Origin of the sequence: Bifidobacterium sp. ESL0704, assembly GCF_029392075.1 — a bacterium.
GTDB lineage: Bacteria > Actinomycetota > Actinomycetes > Actinomycetales > Bifidobacteriaceae > Bifidobacterium.
The window spans coordinates 558,437-576,612 of the sequence record NZ_CP113929.1; the positions used below are offsets into that span (position 1 = coordinate 558,437).

Annotated in this window: 13 protein-coding genes; 11 read left to right on the top strand and 2 right to left on the bottom strand. The window is 57.6% G+C overall.

The genetic code is table 11. The annotated features are described in order from the left end of the window. Window positions 1-134 precede the first annotated feature (134 nt). Complete coding sequence (locus OZX64_RS01900) at window positions 135-1,103, bottom strand: helix-turn-helix domain-containing protein (RefSeq protein WP_277173434.1); 969 nt, start codon at window positions 1,101-1,103, stop codon at window positions 135-137. A gap of 102 nt (window positions 1,104-1,205) precedes the next feature. Beyond that, the gene (locus tag OZX64_RS01905; protein WP_277173436.1) at window positions 1,206-3,752 is read right to left on the bottom strand and encodes a DUF6020 family protein; all 2,547 of its coding nucleotides are present in this window, start codon (window positions 3,750-3,752) and stop codon (window positions 1,206-1,208) included. A gap of 105 nt (window positions 3,753-3,857) precedes the next feature. Here OZX64_RS01905 and OZX64_RS01910 point away from each other — a divergent pair, with 105 nt between their 5' ends. From OZX64_RS01910 to OZX64_RS01960, 11 genes are all read left to right on the top strand, one after another. Then, entirely contained in the window at window positions 3,858-4,832 is a 975-nt protein-coding gene (locus OZX64_RS01910) for a biotin--[acetyl-CoA-carboxylase] ligase (RefSeq protein ID WP_277173438.1), read from the top strand. A 231-nt stretch (window positions 4,833-5,063) separates the two neighbouring features. Further along, window positions 5,064-6,107, top strand: a complete 1,044-nt coding sequence (locus tag OZX64_RS01915; protein WP_277173439.1) for a sugar kinase — start codon at window positions 5,064-5,066, stop codon at window positions 6,105-6,107. 51 nt (window positions 6,108-6,158) lie between these two features. Next, the gene (gene eda / locus OZX64_RS01920; RefSeq protein WP_277173441.1) at window positions 6,159-6,860 is read left to right on the top strand and encodes a bifunctional 4-hydroxy-2-oxoglutarate aldolase/2-dehydro-3-deoxy-phosphogluconate aldolase; all 702 of its coding nucleotides are present in this window, start codon (window positions 6,159-6,161) and stop codon (window positions 6,858-6,860) included. A gap of 64 nt (window positions 6,861-6,924) precedes the next feature. Next, window positions 6,925-8,370 (top strand): tagaturonate reductase, encoded by a 1,446-nt coding sequence (locus tag OZX64_RS01925; protein WP_277173442.1) that lies wholly within the window; start codon window positions 6,925-6,927, stop codon window positions 8,368-8,370. A 62-nt stretch (window positions 8,371-8,432) separates the two neighbouring features. Beyond that, the gene (locus tag OZX64_RS01930; protein ID WP_277173444.1) at window positions 8,433-10,001 is read left to right on the top strand and encodes an altronate dehydratase family protein; all 1,569 of its coding nucleotides are present in this window, start codon (window positions 8,433-8,435) and stop codon (window positions 9,999-10,001) included. 100 nt (window positions 10,002-10,101) lie between these two features. Next, window positions 10,102-11,139: a LacI family DNA-binding transcriptional regulator gene (locus OZX64_RS01935; protein ID WP_277173446.1), complete on the top strand. Its 1,038-nt coding sequence runs from the start codon at window positions 10,102-10,104 to the stop codon at window positions 11,137-11,139. Window positions 11,140-11,238: 99 nt separating this feature from the next. After that, window positions 11,239-12,657: a glucuronate isomerase gene (uxaC, locus tag OZX64_RS01940; RefSeq protein WP_277173447.1), complete on the top strand. Its 1,419-nt coding sequence runs from the start codon at window positions 11,239-11,241 to the stop codon at window positions 12,655-12,657. A gap of 37 nt (window positions 12,658-12,694) precedes the next feature. Continuing rightward, window positions 12,695-14,239: a glycoside hydrolase family 43 protein gene (locus OZX64_RS01945; protein ID WP_277173448.1), complete on the top strand. Its 1,545-nt coding sequence runs from the start codon at window positions 12,695-12,697 to the stop codon at window positions 14,237-14,239. 255 nt (window positions 14,240-14,494) lie between these two features. Further along, window positions 14,495-15,886 carry an extracellular solute-binding protein gene (locus OZX64_RS01950; RefSeq protein ID WP_277173450.1) on the top strand — a complete coding sequence of 464 codons (1,392 nt, stop codon included), beginning with the start codon at window positions 14,495-14,497 and terminating at the stop codon, window positions 15,884-15,886. Window positions 15,887-16,072: 186 nt separating this feature from the next. After that, complete coding sequence (locus OZX64_RS01955) at window positions 16,073-16,918, top strand: sugar ABC transporter permease (RefSeq protein ID WP_277174930.1); 846 nt, start codon at window positions 16,073-16,075, stop codon at window positions 16,916-16,918. A 2-nt stretch (window positions 16,919-16,920) separates the two neighbouring features. Then, window positions 16,921-17,901, top strand: coding sequence for a carbohydrate ABC transporter permease (locus OZX64_RS01960; RefSeq protein WP_277173452.1), 981 nt, complete (start codon window positions 16,921-16,923; stop codon window positions 17,899-17,901). Window positions 17,902-18,176: the final 275 nt, after the last annotated feature.

Sequence of the window (18,176 nt, forward strand, 5' to 3'; positions counted from 1 at the left end):
CTTGGTTGACTGGTTATCGCATGCGAAAAGCGAAAATCATCGGGGCTTGCGGCGGCAACGATAATTCAAGACGATTGATTGCGTGCCGGATTCGCAATCCAAATGGATTCGCCAATGGCTCGACGGATTCGATGTCAGTCGTTGACTCCGCTTTCGGCATCTCGGATGGCGCCGATGGTGATGGCGGTGCGCAGCACGTAGGCGTCGCGCGGGTCGTTGGCATCCCATCCGGTGGCGTCGGCGGCGCGTTTGATGCGGTAGCGTACGGTGTTCGGGTGGACGTTCAAGGCCTTGCCCGTGGCTTCGAGCGATCCGCCGGAGGAAAGGAAAGCCGATACCGTAGGCAGGGTTGGATCGTTTTCGTTCTCGCTTTTGAGACTTTGATACACGGTCTGGTACAGTTCGTCGACGGCGTCGATATCGCCGACGAGTGCGCGTTCCGGCAGCATGTCGGAGGCCCTGGCCGGTCTCGGCAGCGGATGTATCGCCGGCATGATGTGGAATGCGGAAAGTACGGCACCCAATGACCGTGCGGCTCCGGCGGCGTTGCGGCGTGTAGGCCCGAGACATACCGGCTGTTGCTTGTCGAACGCTTTCATCATCGCCGTGCAGGTCACTTCAGGGGTGGCCGCGCTTTGAATCACGACCAGTCCGATCGTCAATCCGTGGCTGCGTCCGACCAGGCAATATTGGCTTCCAAGGTCGTGGGCGCTGTTGACGATGACGGATTTGGCGGTTTCGTAGGTGATCGCGGCTACACCTGCAACGGTGAAGCAGCTGAAGGTTTCCGGCCATCCCAGCACATGCAGCAGGGAAACGACCCGTTCGTCATGAATACCGTTGGCCAGGCACTCGAAGGCTATGGTCTCCAGGTTTTCGCGGTTGCCTAGTTTTTCGAAGGTCTTTTTTTGCGCGGCCTCTTTTTCGTTGTCATGGCTATCGGCGATGACGGTGATCTGCGATGTCTGGTTTTCATCGTCGGAAAGGCTGCCTCCAGGCATTTCCCCATGGCGCGCGACATCGGCCGAGCCTTCGGCAAGACTCAGAAAATCGAAGGATTTCTTCGGTTCCCTGTCGTTGTGGTCACTATCGCGCATACTCATACTTTACGATTCTAGTCCGTTGACGTTGCTGGTTTGCTGACGGCTGCCTCTGGTGCGTCGGCATTACCGCAGCCACGTGTCTATCGGTGTTGTCGGTGGGTGTCATTCGTGCCGTTGCGAATCGTCGCCGATGCCTTCGGCCTCTGGTGCGCGGCTCTGCCCGCGTCGTGCCCGCGAGTCCTGCCAGAAGGTCAGGAACACAAATCCCAAGACAAAGACCAGCGGGAGCATATGACGCTCGAAATTATTGGCGGGAGCCGTGACCATGACCCCCATCAGCAACAGCAGCGGAAGGTGGGTGGCCAGCGTTTTCCAACGGCGCAGGATGACTTCGGCAGCTCCCAAAAGCAAGGTGACAATGACGTAGGTATTGCCGTGGATGAACAGGGAGAGCACGGGTTTCGAGCTCCAGCTTTCCGTGAAACCGGTGACGCTCCTTCGCCAGCCTGCGCACCAGTTTCCGATCCAGTCGGTGAAGTTGGCGGTGCTTGGGTAGCCGACGTAATAGGCCATGCCGATATACGGCGGATCCGTGATGTCGAAATACCCGTAGCTTTTGGCCATCAACGCATCCAAAGCGATGCCTGGATTGGCCTTGACTATCTCAAGCCAGGCGGAATTGAAATTTTTCAGAGCCGCTTTGTCGACGGTTCGCCAACGGTAACTGACGCGTTTTGTCTCGATCCCCGACGATTTCACCGGGTCGGCGTCTTGCGGGGAGTAGGCTTCGGCCATCTGGTCGAGGTTGAAGATCGGGGCCAGTTTGTTTCTGGCGTCCTGCGGGATGCCGTTGGGGTTGATCACCGCGACGCGTGCGATCTGCTGAAGTTGGATGCCGTGGCTCTCGATGGGATCGCCATTGATGATGGCGCCGTTGTGTGTGGCTAGTCCGAGTGCGCTTTGAAAGACGATGACCGGCAGCAGCATGCCGATGATGTAGGTTTTCCAGCGTTTGTGGTCTGCGAGCAGGGCTATCACCAGCTCGAAAAGGATGATGTAGGGCGCGTATTTCGCCGAAATCAGCATGACCAATGTGGACAGGAAAAGTGCAATGAAGGTGCGTTTGCGCAGATGAAGGACGATGCTGTCGTAGGAGGGGACGCAGGCGCGAGCTGAAGCTATGTCCTCGCTTGGTTCAGAGGTTGAGATGTCGCCGCTGTCGCTGTTGTCTGATTTTCGTCGATCTGACGGCGCCGCCGATTGCTTGCCTGATGAGCGTTGCCGTAATTTCGCGGTGCACAGCACTTCGTAGCCCACGCCGAACCACCAGACGAACGCGAAGGCGAACAGCGGCGATTTGGTCAGGCTGATTGTCGAGAACAGCACCAAGGGGCAGGCCAGGAAGAACAGAAGGATGAAGAAGCGGGGTAGAGGACCGACGAGCTCTGACGACTCGGCTTGTTCGGCGGCCAGGTCAGGCTGGTCGGTTTTGGCTGGCGTTGCCGACAGGAACTCGACGAGCCTTCTACGGGGCCGGAGCCAGGGGAGGTTGAAGAAGCGGTTCGCGCTTGCGGCCAGGCAGAACGCGCCGAACAGCAGTTGGGCCGAGGCCAGAAGTGCAATGCCCCAGTCGTTGGAGCCGGTGAAATAGCGTGAAATCGTTCCCGCACCGCCGTATATCAGCGTGAGCACGATGTTGTGCTGGTCGGTCAGGTACGTGGGTTTGGCCGGCCACAGATAGTGGGCGGTAGGGTAGATGTCCATCGGCACAAAGGAGAAGAAGCCGATATAGGGTTGTTTCAAGCCCGTCCATTGGTTCCAGGCCCAGCTGAATTCGCGGAATTGGCTGTGGATGTCCGCGCCGAACGCCGCCACCAGCGTGATGGGGATCCAGAGCCAGCCGATAATGAGGATAAGCGCGATTTTCCACCATTTGTCGGTGGTGGCCATCATGCAGCGGTGTGCTTTGCGGCGGATGGCCGAAGCCGAGCAGCGGATGCGTTGACGAATTCTGGTCCGCAGCCAATGCCGGTTGCCGAATGCTGCGCCTTGTTGACCGTCCATTCGGCCACGTGATGGGCTTATCGATGTGGTGTCTGGTTTTGGGCTATCGTTGCGTGTGGCTCGGGTTCGGCGACGTTCGCGCCGCGCCCTGTATTTCGTGCGAAGGCCGAAATCATAGGGAATCAGCAACTGTCCGCGGCCGAAACGGACAAGTTCGGCGATGATGGCCATACAGATGGCGAAAGCGCACACGAAAATGGCCGCGTTGCCCCACGAGAAGGCTCGTATGGTGGCGTTGACGGGATTGGTCTCGTACTGCCGGTACAACGGCCCGAGCGAGGTGCACAACGCGATCCACAGGCTTGCCGCCACCGCCAGCGCCCAGCGCAGGAATGCGAGGAATCTGCCGGAATGCGTCTGTATCGCGGCTTTTGCGGGGATATCGGTATTCGTCACCGCGGCGCTATTGCCGGTTGCCGAATGTTCAGAGCCTTGGATGCGGCTCGTGGCTGACGGTGTGTGTTCGGGGTTTTTCCGCGAATCTGTTCTTTCGCCGGTTCCGGCGTCACCGTCTTTCGTCGTGGCGCTGGCGAATCCGGCCGAAGATACGTGAACAGCAGGTTGGCCGACGTTTCCAATCCGCTGCGGATACGCTTCGTCGTCATCTTGACGGCTGGTTTCGCCTGCGGTGCTGGGAGTGTCCATAAGCGGTATTCTATCGTCTGACATCAACCTCGATCGGATCGTGTGCCGCTTGATTTGTATGGAATGACAATGTCTTTTGCGCCTTATCGGAATACACTGGCCGGTATGAACGATGAGATCAATTCCTCCGCGGCAAGGTGGGCCAAGCAAATCGAAGCGCAATATGCCTCTTTTGCACGTCAGGCCGGGGCGAGTAAACCGCAGATGCCGGAAACCGCCGGAGCCGTGGACGGGCTGCTGGCGCTCGCGGCGATTGACTCCACCAATATTCTGGCGCGCAAGATGATGTCGAACGGAGAGCTGAGCGTCATCGATGAGCAGGGCTTGCCGCGAATGATCGCGATCTGTGCCGACGTGCAGAGTGCCGGCCACGGGCGTCTTGGCCGGCAATGGAGCGACAAGGCCGGTGGCGCATCGTTGTTGGTCACCTATTGCACCGCGTTGCCGCAAGCGTTGGTAACCGATTCGCATTACAATGGTTGGTTCACGATCATCGCCGGTCTCGCCGCGCTTGATGCCTTGAACAGTGCGATGGCTGAGTGCAGCGCAAAGCCTCTTGATCCTGCCCATACCCTTGAGCTCAAATGGCCCAATGACGTGTTCTATGACGGACACAAGCTCGGCGGCATCTTAGCGGAGATGGTAGCGCTGCCAAAAGGGATGAATCTTCTGGCTGAGAGCGCATCGGACGCCGTCGGCGTGATATTCGGCATCGGCATCAATCTCGACCTCGCCGCTCCAAGCCTGCCGACCCCGATTTCCACCTCCTTGCAGTTGCTCTATGCCCCGCTGCCTGAACCGTCGACGATGCGCGACATGGTCGCCGCGCGCTTGGCGATGGCTTTGAAGCGGCGTTTGGCTGCATTCGTCGCCGAGCCGCAAGACACACTGCTGAAACTGCGTGAGGAGACGCAACGCGCATGCTGGACTCTGGGGCGCGAGGTCGAGGCGAAATTCACCGATGGCTCCAGGCTCACCGGCAAGGCGATTGCGCTCAATGCCGATGCCTCTCTGACGATACAGGACGCGCTCGGCACCCTTCATGTGGTCAAAACCGGCGACGTGGGTGTGCTGGCCTGAAGGTTGGTGACGTGGGTGGACAACGCCGTCCATAACGCCTCGCATTGTGCGGTATATGTCCTGCATATCTTGATTTTGCAACGGGTGGCAACAAGATAGAGGATTGATTGCTTTTCTTTCTACACTCCTGACTGTAAGAAGATGATTCATGTTCATCGTCCGAAGACGGACCAGCGGGGAGCCCTGAAGGCCTTTGTCTTTGGGCATGCAGTTTGGAAGGAAGGGCTTTAGATGGACGATGCGCAAAGGATGAATTCATCTGATGCAGGCCCGGAGTCATCGTTTGCGGTTGACGGGCTGAATCAAGGCAAGGTCCTTCTTGTAGGCGAAAGCATGGGGCTGTTCGCCGCCGATATGGAAGGCCCGTGCAGCAGGGTCAATGAGTTCAATGCCTCTGTCGCGGGAGCGGAGGTCAACGTCGCGTTGGGCTTGCTGCGCATGGGCCAGCAGCCTGTCTATGTCACTCGCGTCGGCGACGACCCGATCGGCGAGCGCATCCGCATCTTCCTGGAGGAAAACGGATTGACCGATTCGCGCGTGACCGTCGACGAAACTCGACGTACCGGTTTCATGATGAAGACCAAGGTCTGTAAGGGCGATCCCGCCACGTATTATTTCCGCAAGAATTCGGCCGCTGCGGCCATCAGCCCGCAGGACGTCTTCGACATCGATCTGACCGGCATCTCGTTGCTGCACCTTACCGGGATACTTCCCCCGCTTTCCCGTTCGGCTTTGGATGCCTCGGATGCCCTCGTCGCGCGTGCGCGCTTCAACAATCTGTTCATTTCCTTTGATCCCAACCTGCGCCCTGCGTTGTGGGAGACCCCTCATCTGATGCATGCCACGTTGAAGCGTCTCGCCTCCCAGGCCGATCTGGTGATGCCGGGACGCAGCGAAGGGGAGGAGCTGTTCGGCGTCTCCACGGTTGAGGATGTCGGCAAGGCCTTCATCGACAACGGCGCCAAGTACGTGGTCGTCAAAGATGGTGCGCGCGGAGCGTGGGCTACGGACGGCGACAACGGTGTCTATATCCCCGGCTTCGTCGTCGATCACGTCGTCGACAGCGTGGGCGCGGGAGACGGTTTCGCCGCCGGTCTGCTTTCGGGTCTGCTCGAAGGCTTGCCGATAGAAGCCGCGGCCGAGCGCGGATGCGCCATCGGGGCCATCCAGACGCAATTCATTTCCGACAACGAGGGCCTGCCGGATAAATCGCGGCTCGCGCAATTCATGAGTACGCACGAGCGCGCGAAACGTCGACTGGCCCAGACGGTCTGAAACCTTTTCCAATAGCTATCAACAATGGTCTGTTTAACGAAGGAGTTCTTCATGATGTTCACTACAACGTATCCGACACGCGAAACGCACGAGCGGCTGAGCAACGAGGAGCTGACCGAGTATTTCTCCTCGATCGGCATTGTCCCGCTGGTCACGCTGAATTCGCCCGATGAGGCCGTGCCGCTGGCGCGTGCTCTGGCGCTCGGCGGTGTGCCGGTGGCCGAAGTGACGTTCAGGTCGGCGGCCGCGCTGGAAGGTATGCGCAGGATTCGCGCCGAGGTCCCCGAGGTCACCCTGATCGCCGGAACGGTGCATACCGTCGGTCAGGCACGTCAGGCTTTGGAAGCCGGATGCTCGGGCATCGTCACGCCTTCCTTCGATAAGCAGGTCGTGGATTGGTGCCTCGGCGGCGACATCCTCGTCGTTCCGGGTACGGCTGTGCCCAGCGATGTCGAGAAGGCTTGGGACAGGGGCCTGCGTTTCGCAAAGTTCTTCCCGGCCGAGGCCTATGGCGGCGTGAAGACGCTCAAGGCGTTGAACGGCCCGTTCTCCGATATGAAGTTCCTGCCGACCGGTGGCGTGAACCTGAAGAATCTCAAGGACTATATCAGCCTTCCCAACGTTTTCGCCGTCGGCGGCAGCTTCGCCGTTCCGTCCGAGGCGCAGAAGAACAAGGACTGGGATGCCATCACTGCGACCTGCAAGCAGGCCCGGGAAATGGTCAAGCCGATTATCGACGAGAAAAACGCCTGAAATCCGTTGATGACGTCGCACAGGCGTGTCGCAAGTAAAGGAAACAAAGAAAGCTTAAAGGAAAATGGATACTCTGAACAGAAAAATGGCCATTGAGCGTGGTCTGACCAGCGAAAAAGCACAGTCCCGCCCCATCAAGGTCATCCAATTCGGCGAAGGTGGTTTTCTGCGCGCTTTTGTCGACTGGACGTTCCAGCAGCTGAACAACAACGGTCTTTTCAACGGCAACGTAGCCATCGTCCAGCCGATGCCCAGCGGCCGGGTCGACAACCTTCGCCGGCAGGACAACCTGTATACCGTCGTGCTGCAAGGCATTCTGGACGGCAAGAAGGTGCTGAGCAACACCCTGATCGATTCCATCGGCGCCACCGTCAAGGTCAACGACGAATGGCAGAGCTATCTGGAGCTTGCCGACAATCCGGAAGCCAAGATCATCATCTCCAACACCACCGAGGCCGGCATCGCCGTCACCGAGAACGACACGGCCGATATGACGCCTCCGCAGGGCTATCCCGCCAAGCTGGCGCTGCTGTTGAAGCGCCGCTATGATGACGGGTTGCCCGGCTTCCTGCTCATCCCCTGCGAGCTCATCGCCGACAACGGCAAGGCGTTGCGCGAGGCCGTCGTCACCATGTCGCGCCAATTCGGTTTCGGTGCCGATTTCATCAAGTGGGTCGAGCAGGAGAACACGTTCGTCTCCACCCTGGTCGACAGGATCGTCCCGGGCTATCCTGCGGCGCAGGCCGAGTCCCTGTTCGAACAGATCGGCTACCGCGACGATATGCTCGACAAGGCCGAGCCGTTCTATTCGTGGGTCATCGCCGGAGATGAGAAGGCGCGGAAGATGGTCGATGAACTGATTCCGGCCCGCAAGCTCGGCATCAACCTCATCCTCACCGATGACGTCCAACCCTACCGTGAGCGTAAGGTCTACCTGCTCAACGGCCCGCACACCACGCTGGCCCAGGTGGCCCGTCTGGAAGGCATGAGCACCGTCGGCGAGACCATGGACGACGAAACGATGCATTCGTTCGTCCTCAAGGAGATGAACGAGGAGATCATCCCCGTGCTTTCGCTGCCGAAGAACGAGCTCGAGACGTTCGCCTCCCAGGTCCTTGAGCGTTTCTCCAACCCGTACAACGAACACAAGCTGGACTCCATCGGCCTCAATTCGGTGTCGAAATACGCCGTGAGGCTGCTGCCGTTGGTCACCGCCAATGCCGAGAAAACCGGGCGGCTGCCGCAGCGCATCGTGCTCGCGCTCGCCGCTTTGCTCTACACCTATGGCGGGTTCGCGCAGGGCAAGGTCGCCATCAAGGATGACGCCGATGTGACGGACACACTCGTGGCCCTGGCCAAGAACAGCACGTATATCCATGATGCATTGGCTCAAAGCAAGCTGTGGGGGCAGGATCTGACCCGTATCAAGGGCTTGGAAGAGCTGGTCGAGAAGGATTTTGAAGGCATTCGTGCCAGCGGCATCGAGGCGTTGGTGGCGAAGCTGGCTTGAGCTCTGGCCCGCAATCGGGAGCAAGACGATAGGTGAAGCGCAATATGGTCGGAAGGAATGATATGGATACCATTAAGCTTGATGCCGCTGATAAGGTCGTGGTGGCCAGCCGGGATTTTCATAAGGGTGACAAGGTAAGCGTGGAGGGTCTCGAAGCCCCCATTGCCTTGCTCGAGGATGTTCCGCGCGGCCATAAGATAGCGATCCAAGACATCGCCGCCGGTGAGCAGATCATCAAATACGGCTATTCGATCGGGCACGCCAAAGAGGCCATCCCGGCCGGTTCCTGGGTTCATACCCACAATTGCAAATCGAACCTCGGGCCGGATCTGGCCTATGAGTATCATCCCGTCCCCGGCGTGGTGAAACCCGGAATCGATGCCGTTGACGGCATTTCCGAGAAAACCTTCAAGGGATACCGCCGTTCGACCGGGCGCATCGGCATCAGGAACGATCTCTACATCGTCCCGACCGTAGGCTGTATCAACTCGCTGTGCGACAATATCGCGGCCGATTTCAAGTCGCGCCACCCCGGCAACGGTTCGTTCGATTCCGTCGTCATCGCACACCATCCCTACGGCTGCTCGCAGCTGGGTGGTGACCATGAGATGACCAAGCGCCTGCTGCAGGATATCGCCGCGCACCCCAATGCCGGCGGCGTCCTGGTGGTCGGTCTGGGTTGCGAGAACAACCAGATCGACGAGTTCCAGGCAGGGCTGAGCTGCTGCGGCACCGATTCGGGCAATCCGCAGGAAGCCATCGACGACATCCGCGAGGGGCTGGTCTACGACCCGAAGCGCGTGAAATTCATGGTCTGCCAGACCGTCGATGACGAGTATGAGGCCGCCCGCGGTCTTCTGGATGAGCTCAACGAGGCCGCCAAGGACGATCGCCGCGAGGACATCCCGCTCAACGAACTCACCGTGGGCGTCAAATGCGGCGGGTCCGACGGGCTTTCCGGTGTTACGGCCAATCCTCTGGTGGGCCGCTTCGCCGAGTTCCTGGTTCGTCAGGGCGGCAAGGTGGTGCTCACCGAGGTCCCCGAGATGTTCGGCGCCGAGCAGGTGCTGATGAGCCATGCCAAGGACGAGGCGACGTTCGACGACGTCGTAGCCCTCATCAAGAACTTCAAGGATTATTTCCGCCGTTACCATCAGCCCATCGGCGAGAACCCCTCTCCCGGCAACAAGAAGGGCGGCATCACCACCCTCGAGGACAAATCGCTGGGTTGCATCCGCAAGGGCGGCAAATGCCAGGTCGTGGATGTCATCGACTACGGCAGGTTGGCGACAAAGCCTGGATTGACGTTGCTGCGCTCTCCCGGCAATGATCTGGTCTCTTCCTCGGCGCTGGCGTCTGCCGGTTGCAACATCGTGCTGTTCACCACCGGTCGCGGCAACCCGTTCGGCACCTATGTGCCGACCTTCAAAGTGGCGACCAACGATCCGCTCGCCGAAAAGCATGGCCGTTGGATCGACTTCAACGCCGGACGGCTCTTGAGCGAGCCGATGGATGACGTGTTGCCTGATTTCATCGATGCCGTGCTGAAGGCGGTCAATGGCGAGCAGACACGTAACGAACAGTACGGAATGCATGAAATTGCGATCTTCAAGGATGGTATTACCGAGTAAATAGACTATTGTGAAACTTACGTTTAATGATTGCGGGGTTGTCGTCGTGGATGACTGATGGCTTCGGATTATTGAGATCGCTAAGTCAAATGGGGGACTTATGGACAGTTCGAAGAAGAAAGTCACTATTCGTGATGTTGCACAGTTGGCCGACGTCTCGCCGTCTACGGTCTCCCGGGCGTTTGCTCGTCCCGATCGGGTGAGCGCCGAGACCACCAAAAAAATTTTCGCCGCTGCCGACAAGCTGGGCTATCATGAGGAAGCCGTCCAAACGCGGCCTTCCCGTCATCGGCATGATCTGATCGCCATCAGCGTGCCCGATATCGCCAATCAGTTCTTTTCGGATATCATCCGCAGCGTCCAGCATGAATGCTTCAACCGTGGTGTCGGACTGATCGTTTCCGAAACGCGCGAAAGCGCTTCCTGGGAACGCATGGCATTCGACAAGGTGGTCAAAAACGCCGACGGCATCATTCTGGTGTCTTCGCGAATGCCCGATTCCATGATTCGCAAGTGTGCGCAAGCCAGGCCGCTGGTGGTGGTCAACCGTGAGGTCCGAGGCGTCTCCAGCATCGTCGTCGATGTGCGGCAGGGGGTCCATCAGGCCGTCGAACAATTGCAGATAGGCAATTGCCATGACATTACCTATCTTGACGGACCGGCCAACTCATGGTCGGTGGGCATGCGTTGGAAGGCCATACGCGGCGAATGCCATAGCCGCAACATCGACGTGCACCGCATGTGGCCCGGAGTCCCCACGTTCGAGGGCGGCTATGCCTGTGTGGAGCAGTATCTGCAGCATCCCACCGGCGCCGTGATCGCGCATAACGATCTGATGGCGATAGGGTTCATCGCCGGCATGCGCAAACGCGGCTACGAATGCCCCCGCGATTTCTCGATCATCGGTTTCGATGACGACACGGTCGGACGGATGAGCGACCCCTCGATTTCCAGTATCCATATGTCGTTGCCCAAGGTCGGCAATTATGCCGAACACCTGTTGGCCGCCAGCGTCGAGGGCACGGTCAAGCCAGGGCAGCTGGCACGTATTCCTTCTTCGCTGATCGTGCGCGAAAGCACGAGAACGCGAGGCATCGCACCGAAGTCCCTTGCCTGCGCAAACCGTGGCAACAATTAGCGGTTACGAATTTGGGCAACCATATGATGAAGCCGTCTAGTCTAATACCCATTCGGCCGGCAATGTGGCCAATGCTTGTTTGCGAAGGAAAGAAAGAATATGGAATTTCTCGATGATGATTATCTATTGACCACTGATCTGGCGCAGGAGCTGTTTCACGGCTGTGCGCAGGATCTGCCGGTGGTCGATTACCATTGCCATCTTCATCCTCAGGAGATTTATCAGGACACCAACTTCAAGGATATCGTCGATGCCTGGCTGACCGACGGCAAGAATTACGGTGACCATTACAAGTGGCGTCTGATGCGTGCCAACGGTGTGCCCGAAAGGCTCATCACCGGAGATGCCACACCTTGGCAGAAGTTCCAGGCTTTTGCCTCGACAATGGAAAAGGCCGTCGGAAGCCCCGTGTTCCTTTGGGCGCATATGGAGTTGCGCCGGTATTTCGGCATCTCGACCGTGCTGAGCACCAGGACCGCGCGCGACATCTTCGAGCAGACCAACGAAATGCTCAGGCAGCCTGATTTCTCGCGCCGTTCCCTGCTCCGCCGGATGGGTGTGGATACGGTCTGCACCACCGATGATCCGGTTGAAGACCTTCAATACCATAAGCTTTTCGCCAAGCAAGACGAGACATTCAAGATGATTCCGGCCTTCCGCCCCGATCCGGCGCTCAAGCCCGATCAGCCCGGTTTCGGCGCATGGGTCGAGCAGTTGGAGCAGGCCAGCGGCGTCTCCATCCGTTCCTTCGACGATTTGGTTTCCGCTTTGTCCAAGCGCGTCGATTACTTCCATGACCTCGGCTGCCGTCTTTCCGACCATGCCGCGGGCATCATGACCTATGACGTGGCTACGAGCTCGCAGCTCGACGCGATTCTCGACAAGGCCAGGGCCGGCAAGGGCGTCACGGCGCTCGAATACTCGCAGTATCGCACCGCCCTTTTCATCGCCTTGATGAGCATGTACAACGCCAAGGGCTGGACCATGCAGCTGCATCTGCATTCCTTCCTCAACCTCAACAAGCGCGGCTTCGCCGATCACGGCCCGGACACCGGCTTCGACGCCATGAACGACCGTTCCATCGCCGAGCCTCTCGCGGCCCTGCTCAACGCGGCTTCGGAGCAAGGCGGCATCCCCAGGCTTCTGATCTATTCGCTCAACCCCAACGACTACATGGTCATCTCCACGGTCGCCGGATGCTTCCAAGGCGGCATGAAGCAGCGTCTGGCACTGGGCAATGCGTGGTGGTTCAACGACACGCGCAACGGCATACGTCGTCAGCTCGAAGTGATGGCCGAGACGTCTTTGCTGGGCAATTTCGTGGGTATGACCACCGATTCCCGCAGCTTCCTTTCGTTCTCACGTCATGAGTATTTCCGCCGGATTCTCTGCGAGATGCTCGGCGAGTGGGCCAATCGCGGCGAGATTCCTGCCGATCCGGAGTTCCTGGAGCCCATTGTGCGTGATATTTCGTTCAACAACGCCAAGGAATTGTTCACCGACCAAAAGAACGACTGATACAAGCGACCGATAAGAGCGATAAGGAAATTCAGTAATGCGTAATCCTGTGCTGCGCGGGTTCAACCCGGATCCTGTCATCTTCAGTGATGGACAACGGTACTATATTGTGGTTTCCACCTTTGAATGGCTGCCGGGATTACGCGTCTATGCTTCCGATGACCTGTGCGATTGGCGCTACGAGACCTCCATCCTGAGCCGTGACACCGGTGTCGATCTGCGTGGCAACCCGAGGGGCTGCTCCATCTGGGCCCCGTATGCCGGCTATCACGATGGCGTCTATTACGTCCTTTACACCAACGTGCGGCAGACCAAAGTGCCGTACAAGGACGTCGATAACTACCTCATCATGTCCAAGGACATCCATGGTCCATGGAGCGAGCCGGTGTATATCAACAGTTCCGGATTCGACCCGTCCCTGTTCTTCGATGACGACGGCACCTGTTATTTCATCAATGAAATCTGGGATTACCGCAGGCGTGAGCACAACAAGTCCGCAGGTATCGTGATGCAGCGTCTCGATGTGGATACGCTCGATTTGTGCGATGAACCGATACGTATTTTCGAGGGGACCGAAGCGCAAAAAACGGAAGCGCCGCAGATGTACAAGCATGATGGCTACTACTATCTGCTCACAGCGGAAGGCGGGACCGAGGCCGGTCACCGAGAGACGGTCGCCCGCAGCCGCAAGATATGGGGGCCCTATAAGCCCGATCCGCAGGGACCGCTGGTGACGTCTTACGATGATCCGCAGTGGCCGTTGCAGTGTGCCGGGCATGCGAGTCTGGTGATGAGCGGAGACGGGCAATGGTGTATGGCACATCTGTGCGCGCGTCCGTTCGGCCCTGACGGCGCCTCGATACTGGGGCGTGAAACGGCTTTGCAACAGGTGGTCTTCAGTGATGAAGGTTGGATTCGCTTGGCACAGGGCGGCCATAAGCCGGCAGTCGTTGTGTGCCCACAGGTCGGGAGCAAACCCAATGCCGCCTCGTTCCATGACGATTTGAAGCAAGGACTGCCCGATGACGAGCATTGGAACACGCTGAGGGAGTTTTCCGAGGATTCGTGGTTGAAGCCCACCCCCGAAGGGTTGCGCATCGCCGGAGGCGCATCGCCGCAGTCGACGTTCGGGCAGCACCTGATCGGCACCCGGCAGACCGAGTTCGATTGCCGGGCCTCGGTCCATATGTTCTATGCTCCGAAGAGCTATCTGCAGCTCGCCGGATTGTCGCTGTACCTCGATATCGACAACTATATGCTGTGCATGGTCACCGCTGATGATTGCGGGGAACCTGTCGCCGTGCTCCAGCAGTGCGTGGCCGGAGATTTCAGCGAGATATGCCGGATACCTGTTTCCGGCCGTTGCTTTGATATCAGCGTGAACCTGTCGGGTCATGACTGCGTTTTCAGCATGACCGACGTGTCCGGCATGGTCTGCGATTTCGAAGGCCCCCACGACGTCACCTTCCTCGCCGGCGGGTTCACCGGCGATTTCATTGCCTTGGATGCCATCGATATGTATCGTCATAATTCATCTGCTGCGCTATTCAGCGATTTCCGTTATGAAGTCCTTTCGAACTGAGTCTTTTTAAGTTAATCGAATATACTAAGCAAACGCTGGCAACAGATGTCAGTGTAATCAAAATCACATTCGATACTGTACATGAAGGGAATTTGCATACAGGTTTCTTTGAATTGAACAGTGCGGGCCCGATCAACGTTGTATGTCCGTGCTTTCGGTTCTGAGAAGACGGGATTATGGAGTGTCGTTGCTGACACTCAATGATTTGCAATGGTGTTGCGAATTCCGCTCTTCAGAAGAAAGGTGCAACTCATCATGAAGTTTTCCAAATCGATTATCGCAGCGGTGGCATCGGTCGCCATGCTGGCTTCTTTGGGTGCCTGCGGTTCCGGCTCCCAATCTTCTTCCTCGTCATCCAAGAAGGACGGGGCAAGCATTTCCATGAATGATGTCAATGCCGCGCTGAAAAGCGACAAGGACGTGAAACTCAATTTCTGGACCTGGCGTGATGATATCGAGGGGCCAAGCATCGCTGCGTTTGAAGCGAAGTACCCGCATATCAAGATCAACGTGGTCAAGACCGGCGCTGCCGCCGATCACTATACGAAGTTCCAGAATGTGCTGAAGTCCAAGAAGGACATTCCGGATATCGTTCAGCTCGAATATGATTACCTGCCCCAGTATGCCGTCAGCGGCTCGCTGCTCAATTTCTCTTCGCCCAGCATCGAATCCTCGATGGGCAAGCTGTACAACGACGCCTCGTGGCGTAACGTCCATGTGGCCGACGGGCTGTACGGTGTTCCGCTGGATCAGGGGCCCGAGGCCTTCTTCTGGCGTCACGACGTGCTTGACCAGTACGGTATCCAGATTCCCAAGACCTGGAAGGAGTTCGAGGAGTCCGGCATCAAGCTGCACAAGGCGAACCCCAATAAGTACATGGGCTTCATCGATACGACCGATGTGCGCTATATGGCTTCGATCATCCGTCAGTCCGGTGCCATTCCCTGGCAGGTCGACGGCGTGCAGAACGTCAAGCTGAGCATGACCGACGCCAAAGTGAAGGAAGCGGTCAACTTCATTCAGCGGCTTATCGACGAGGACGTTTTGGAGCCGGTCGCCAACAAGAGCGATGAATACAACCGTGGATTCGCCGAAGGCCGTTGGGCCGTGCAGTTCGACGGATGCTGGAAGGGCACTTCGTTCACTCAGCAGCAGCCTTCGCTCAAAGGCAAGATGGAGGTCGCGCTTCCTCCGGCCTGGGGCGATGACGCCAGCAACCTGAAGACCGGCGAGGTCGGTGGCTCGTTGATTTCCGTGACTTCCGCCACCGCTCAGGAGAAGCGTGCCGCCGCCATCGCGTTCTGCAACTGGATGAGCTCCAGCAAGGAATCCATCAATGAATTCCAGAAGACCGGAAGCTTCTTCAACGCCGCCAAGTCCTTCCAGGAGGATCCGAAGCAGGCTTCGGTCAAGAACGATTACTTCGGCGGCCAGCAGGTCAACAAGGTCTACTTCGAGTCCGCGAAGAAGCTGAGCTCCGGCTGGACGGTGCTGCCTTTCAACTCGCAGTATGCCACGAGCTTCAAGGACATCGTGGTTCCCGCGTTGAAGAAGAACGGCAACCTCTTCGGCAAGTTCGCTCCTTGGCAGGCAAACCTCAAGCAGTACGCCGAGGACCAGGGCTTCAAGATTACGGAATCCAAGTAATCAAGCCGGTTATGTCGAGTGTGCCGGACAGCTGTTCCGGCACACTCGGTGCAAATGTGTTGATGTGAAATAAAGGAGAGTCCAATGATGAATACTGCTGCAGTGCCCGCATCAGTACCGGGTGGCAAAACCCGACCCGGGAAAGCGGAGCAAGGCTTGAGAAAGGAGAAACGGCATTATATCGGCATGTTGTATTGCTTGCCGTATGTCGTGGTGTTCCTGGCGGGTACCATCCTGCCGATGTTTTATGCCCTCTATCTTGGCTTTTTCAAGACGCAGCTAATCGGAGGTGAGACGTTCGCCGGTTTCTCCCAATACATCAAGGCGTTCAAGGACCCTCTGTTGTGGAACGGCTTCGGGCGTGTGACACTCTACGCGGTGATTCAGGTTCCCATCATGCTGATACTGTCGCTGATGGAAGCGCTGATGCTGGATTCGCAGCGTATCACCCATGTTGCGGTGCCACGAATTCTGCTGTTCCTGCCGTATGCCGTCCCCGGTGTCATCGCCTCACTGATGTGGGGCTATATCTACGGCGGCGATTATGGCCTGTTCGGCCAGGTCTTCAAGGCATTCGGGGCCACGCCTCCGGATATGTTCTCGCAAAAGCTGATGCTGATCGCGATGATGAACATCGGTACATGGATCTACATGGGCTACAACATGTTGATCTTCTATTCGGCACTTCGTGCGTTGCCTGAGGAATTGTATGAATCCGGCAGGGTAGACGGGGCTTCGGAGTTCAGGATCGCATGGTCCATCAAAATCCCGCAGATCAAGGGTTCTGTCATCATGACGCTGTTGTTCTCCGTCATCGGTTCGTATCAGCTGTTCAATGAGCCGAGCATGTTGCAGGTGCTCGCCCCGCAGACCGTCACCAGTTACTACACCCCCAATCTTTACACCTACAGCCTGGCGTTCAACGGACAAGACGTGAATTACGCCGCTGCGGTGTCGTTGGTTGTAGGCCTGTTCACCATGATTATCGTCACGATTGTGAAACTGCTCGGCAATCGCTGGGAGGAGAAGTAAATATGAGTATGGCACAAGCTTCCGGCCGCGTTGCTGCCCGCAAGGAGAAAAAGAAGGAATCGCTTGCGAAGAAGGATTGGAAGGTCCGTCAGAGCAAGCAGCACAACAAAGGCGTCAAGGTCACCTTGACCGGCAAGCAGAAGGTCTTGAACATCCTGCTTCATCTGGTCATGCTGATCATGGTGCTCTACTGCGTCATTCCGTTGATCTGGTTGCTGCTCTCCGCCACCAAGACCAATGAGGGGCTTTATAACTCGCCCGGCCTGTGGTTCGCCAAGGACAACGTGTTCTTCCAGAACATCAAGGATACCTTCCAGTTCCAGGACGGCATCTACCCGCGCTGGCTGTTCAACACGCTGTTCTACGCCATCGTCGCCGGTGTCGGCTCCTCCATCTTTGCGACCTTCGCCGGATACGCGATCGCCACGATGAAGTTCCCCGGCCGCGGGGCGTTGCTGTGGATCACCTTGATCTTCATGTCGATCCCGACCACCGTCATCACCGTCCCGCTCTTCCTGATGTATTCGAAGATAGGGTTCATCAACAACCCTTGGTCGGTTATCGTGCCGCAGCTTTCCAGTCCGTTCGGTCTCTATCTGATGATCATCTACTGTCAGAGCTCCATACCGATATCGTTGGTCGAGGCGGCGAAACTCGATGGGGCGAATACCTGGAGGATCTTCTGGAAGATCGCGTTCCCGCTGGTGTCTCCCGGATTCGTCACCGTGCTGCTCTTCGCGCTCGTCGGCGTCTGGAACAATTACTTCCTCCCGCTGATTATGTTGCAGGACACCAGGGATTACCCGCTGACGGTCGGCCTCAATGTCTGGATGAAGATGGGAGGCGACGCAACGTTGCATTCGGTGCCCAACAACCTGATTCTTACCGGGTCGTTCATAGCCATTATCCCGTTGATCATCGCGTTCCTCTTCCTGCAGAAATATTGGCAGTCTGGCCTCACCGCCGGTTCTGTCAAGCAATAACAAATCCGCTGCACCGCGAGGTGATGTCGAAGATGGACTCTCCTGACATCACCTCGGGGTGCAGTTTCCACTATTAAGCATGGTGTAATGCAATGTGTGGTATCGGCATTAACCAGGAAGGAGCATGTTCGGCGCTGCGGCGCCTCCATTGAATTCTGATATACGGCGATCGGGCGATACCACTGTGGGTGTTGACCGATACGGCTGTTGACAGTTACAAAGAGAAAGTATATGGAAAGTGAATTCTAGAATATCTTCTGTTTTGGCTGTTTGTG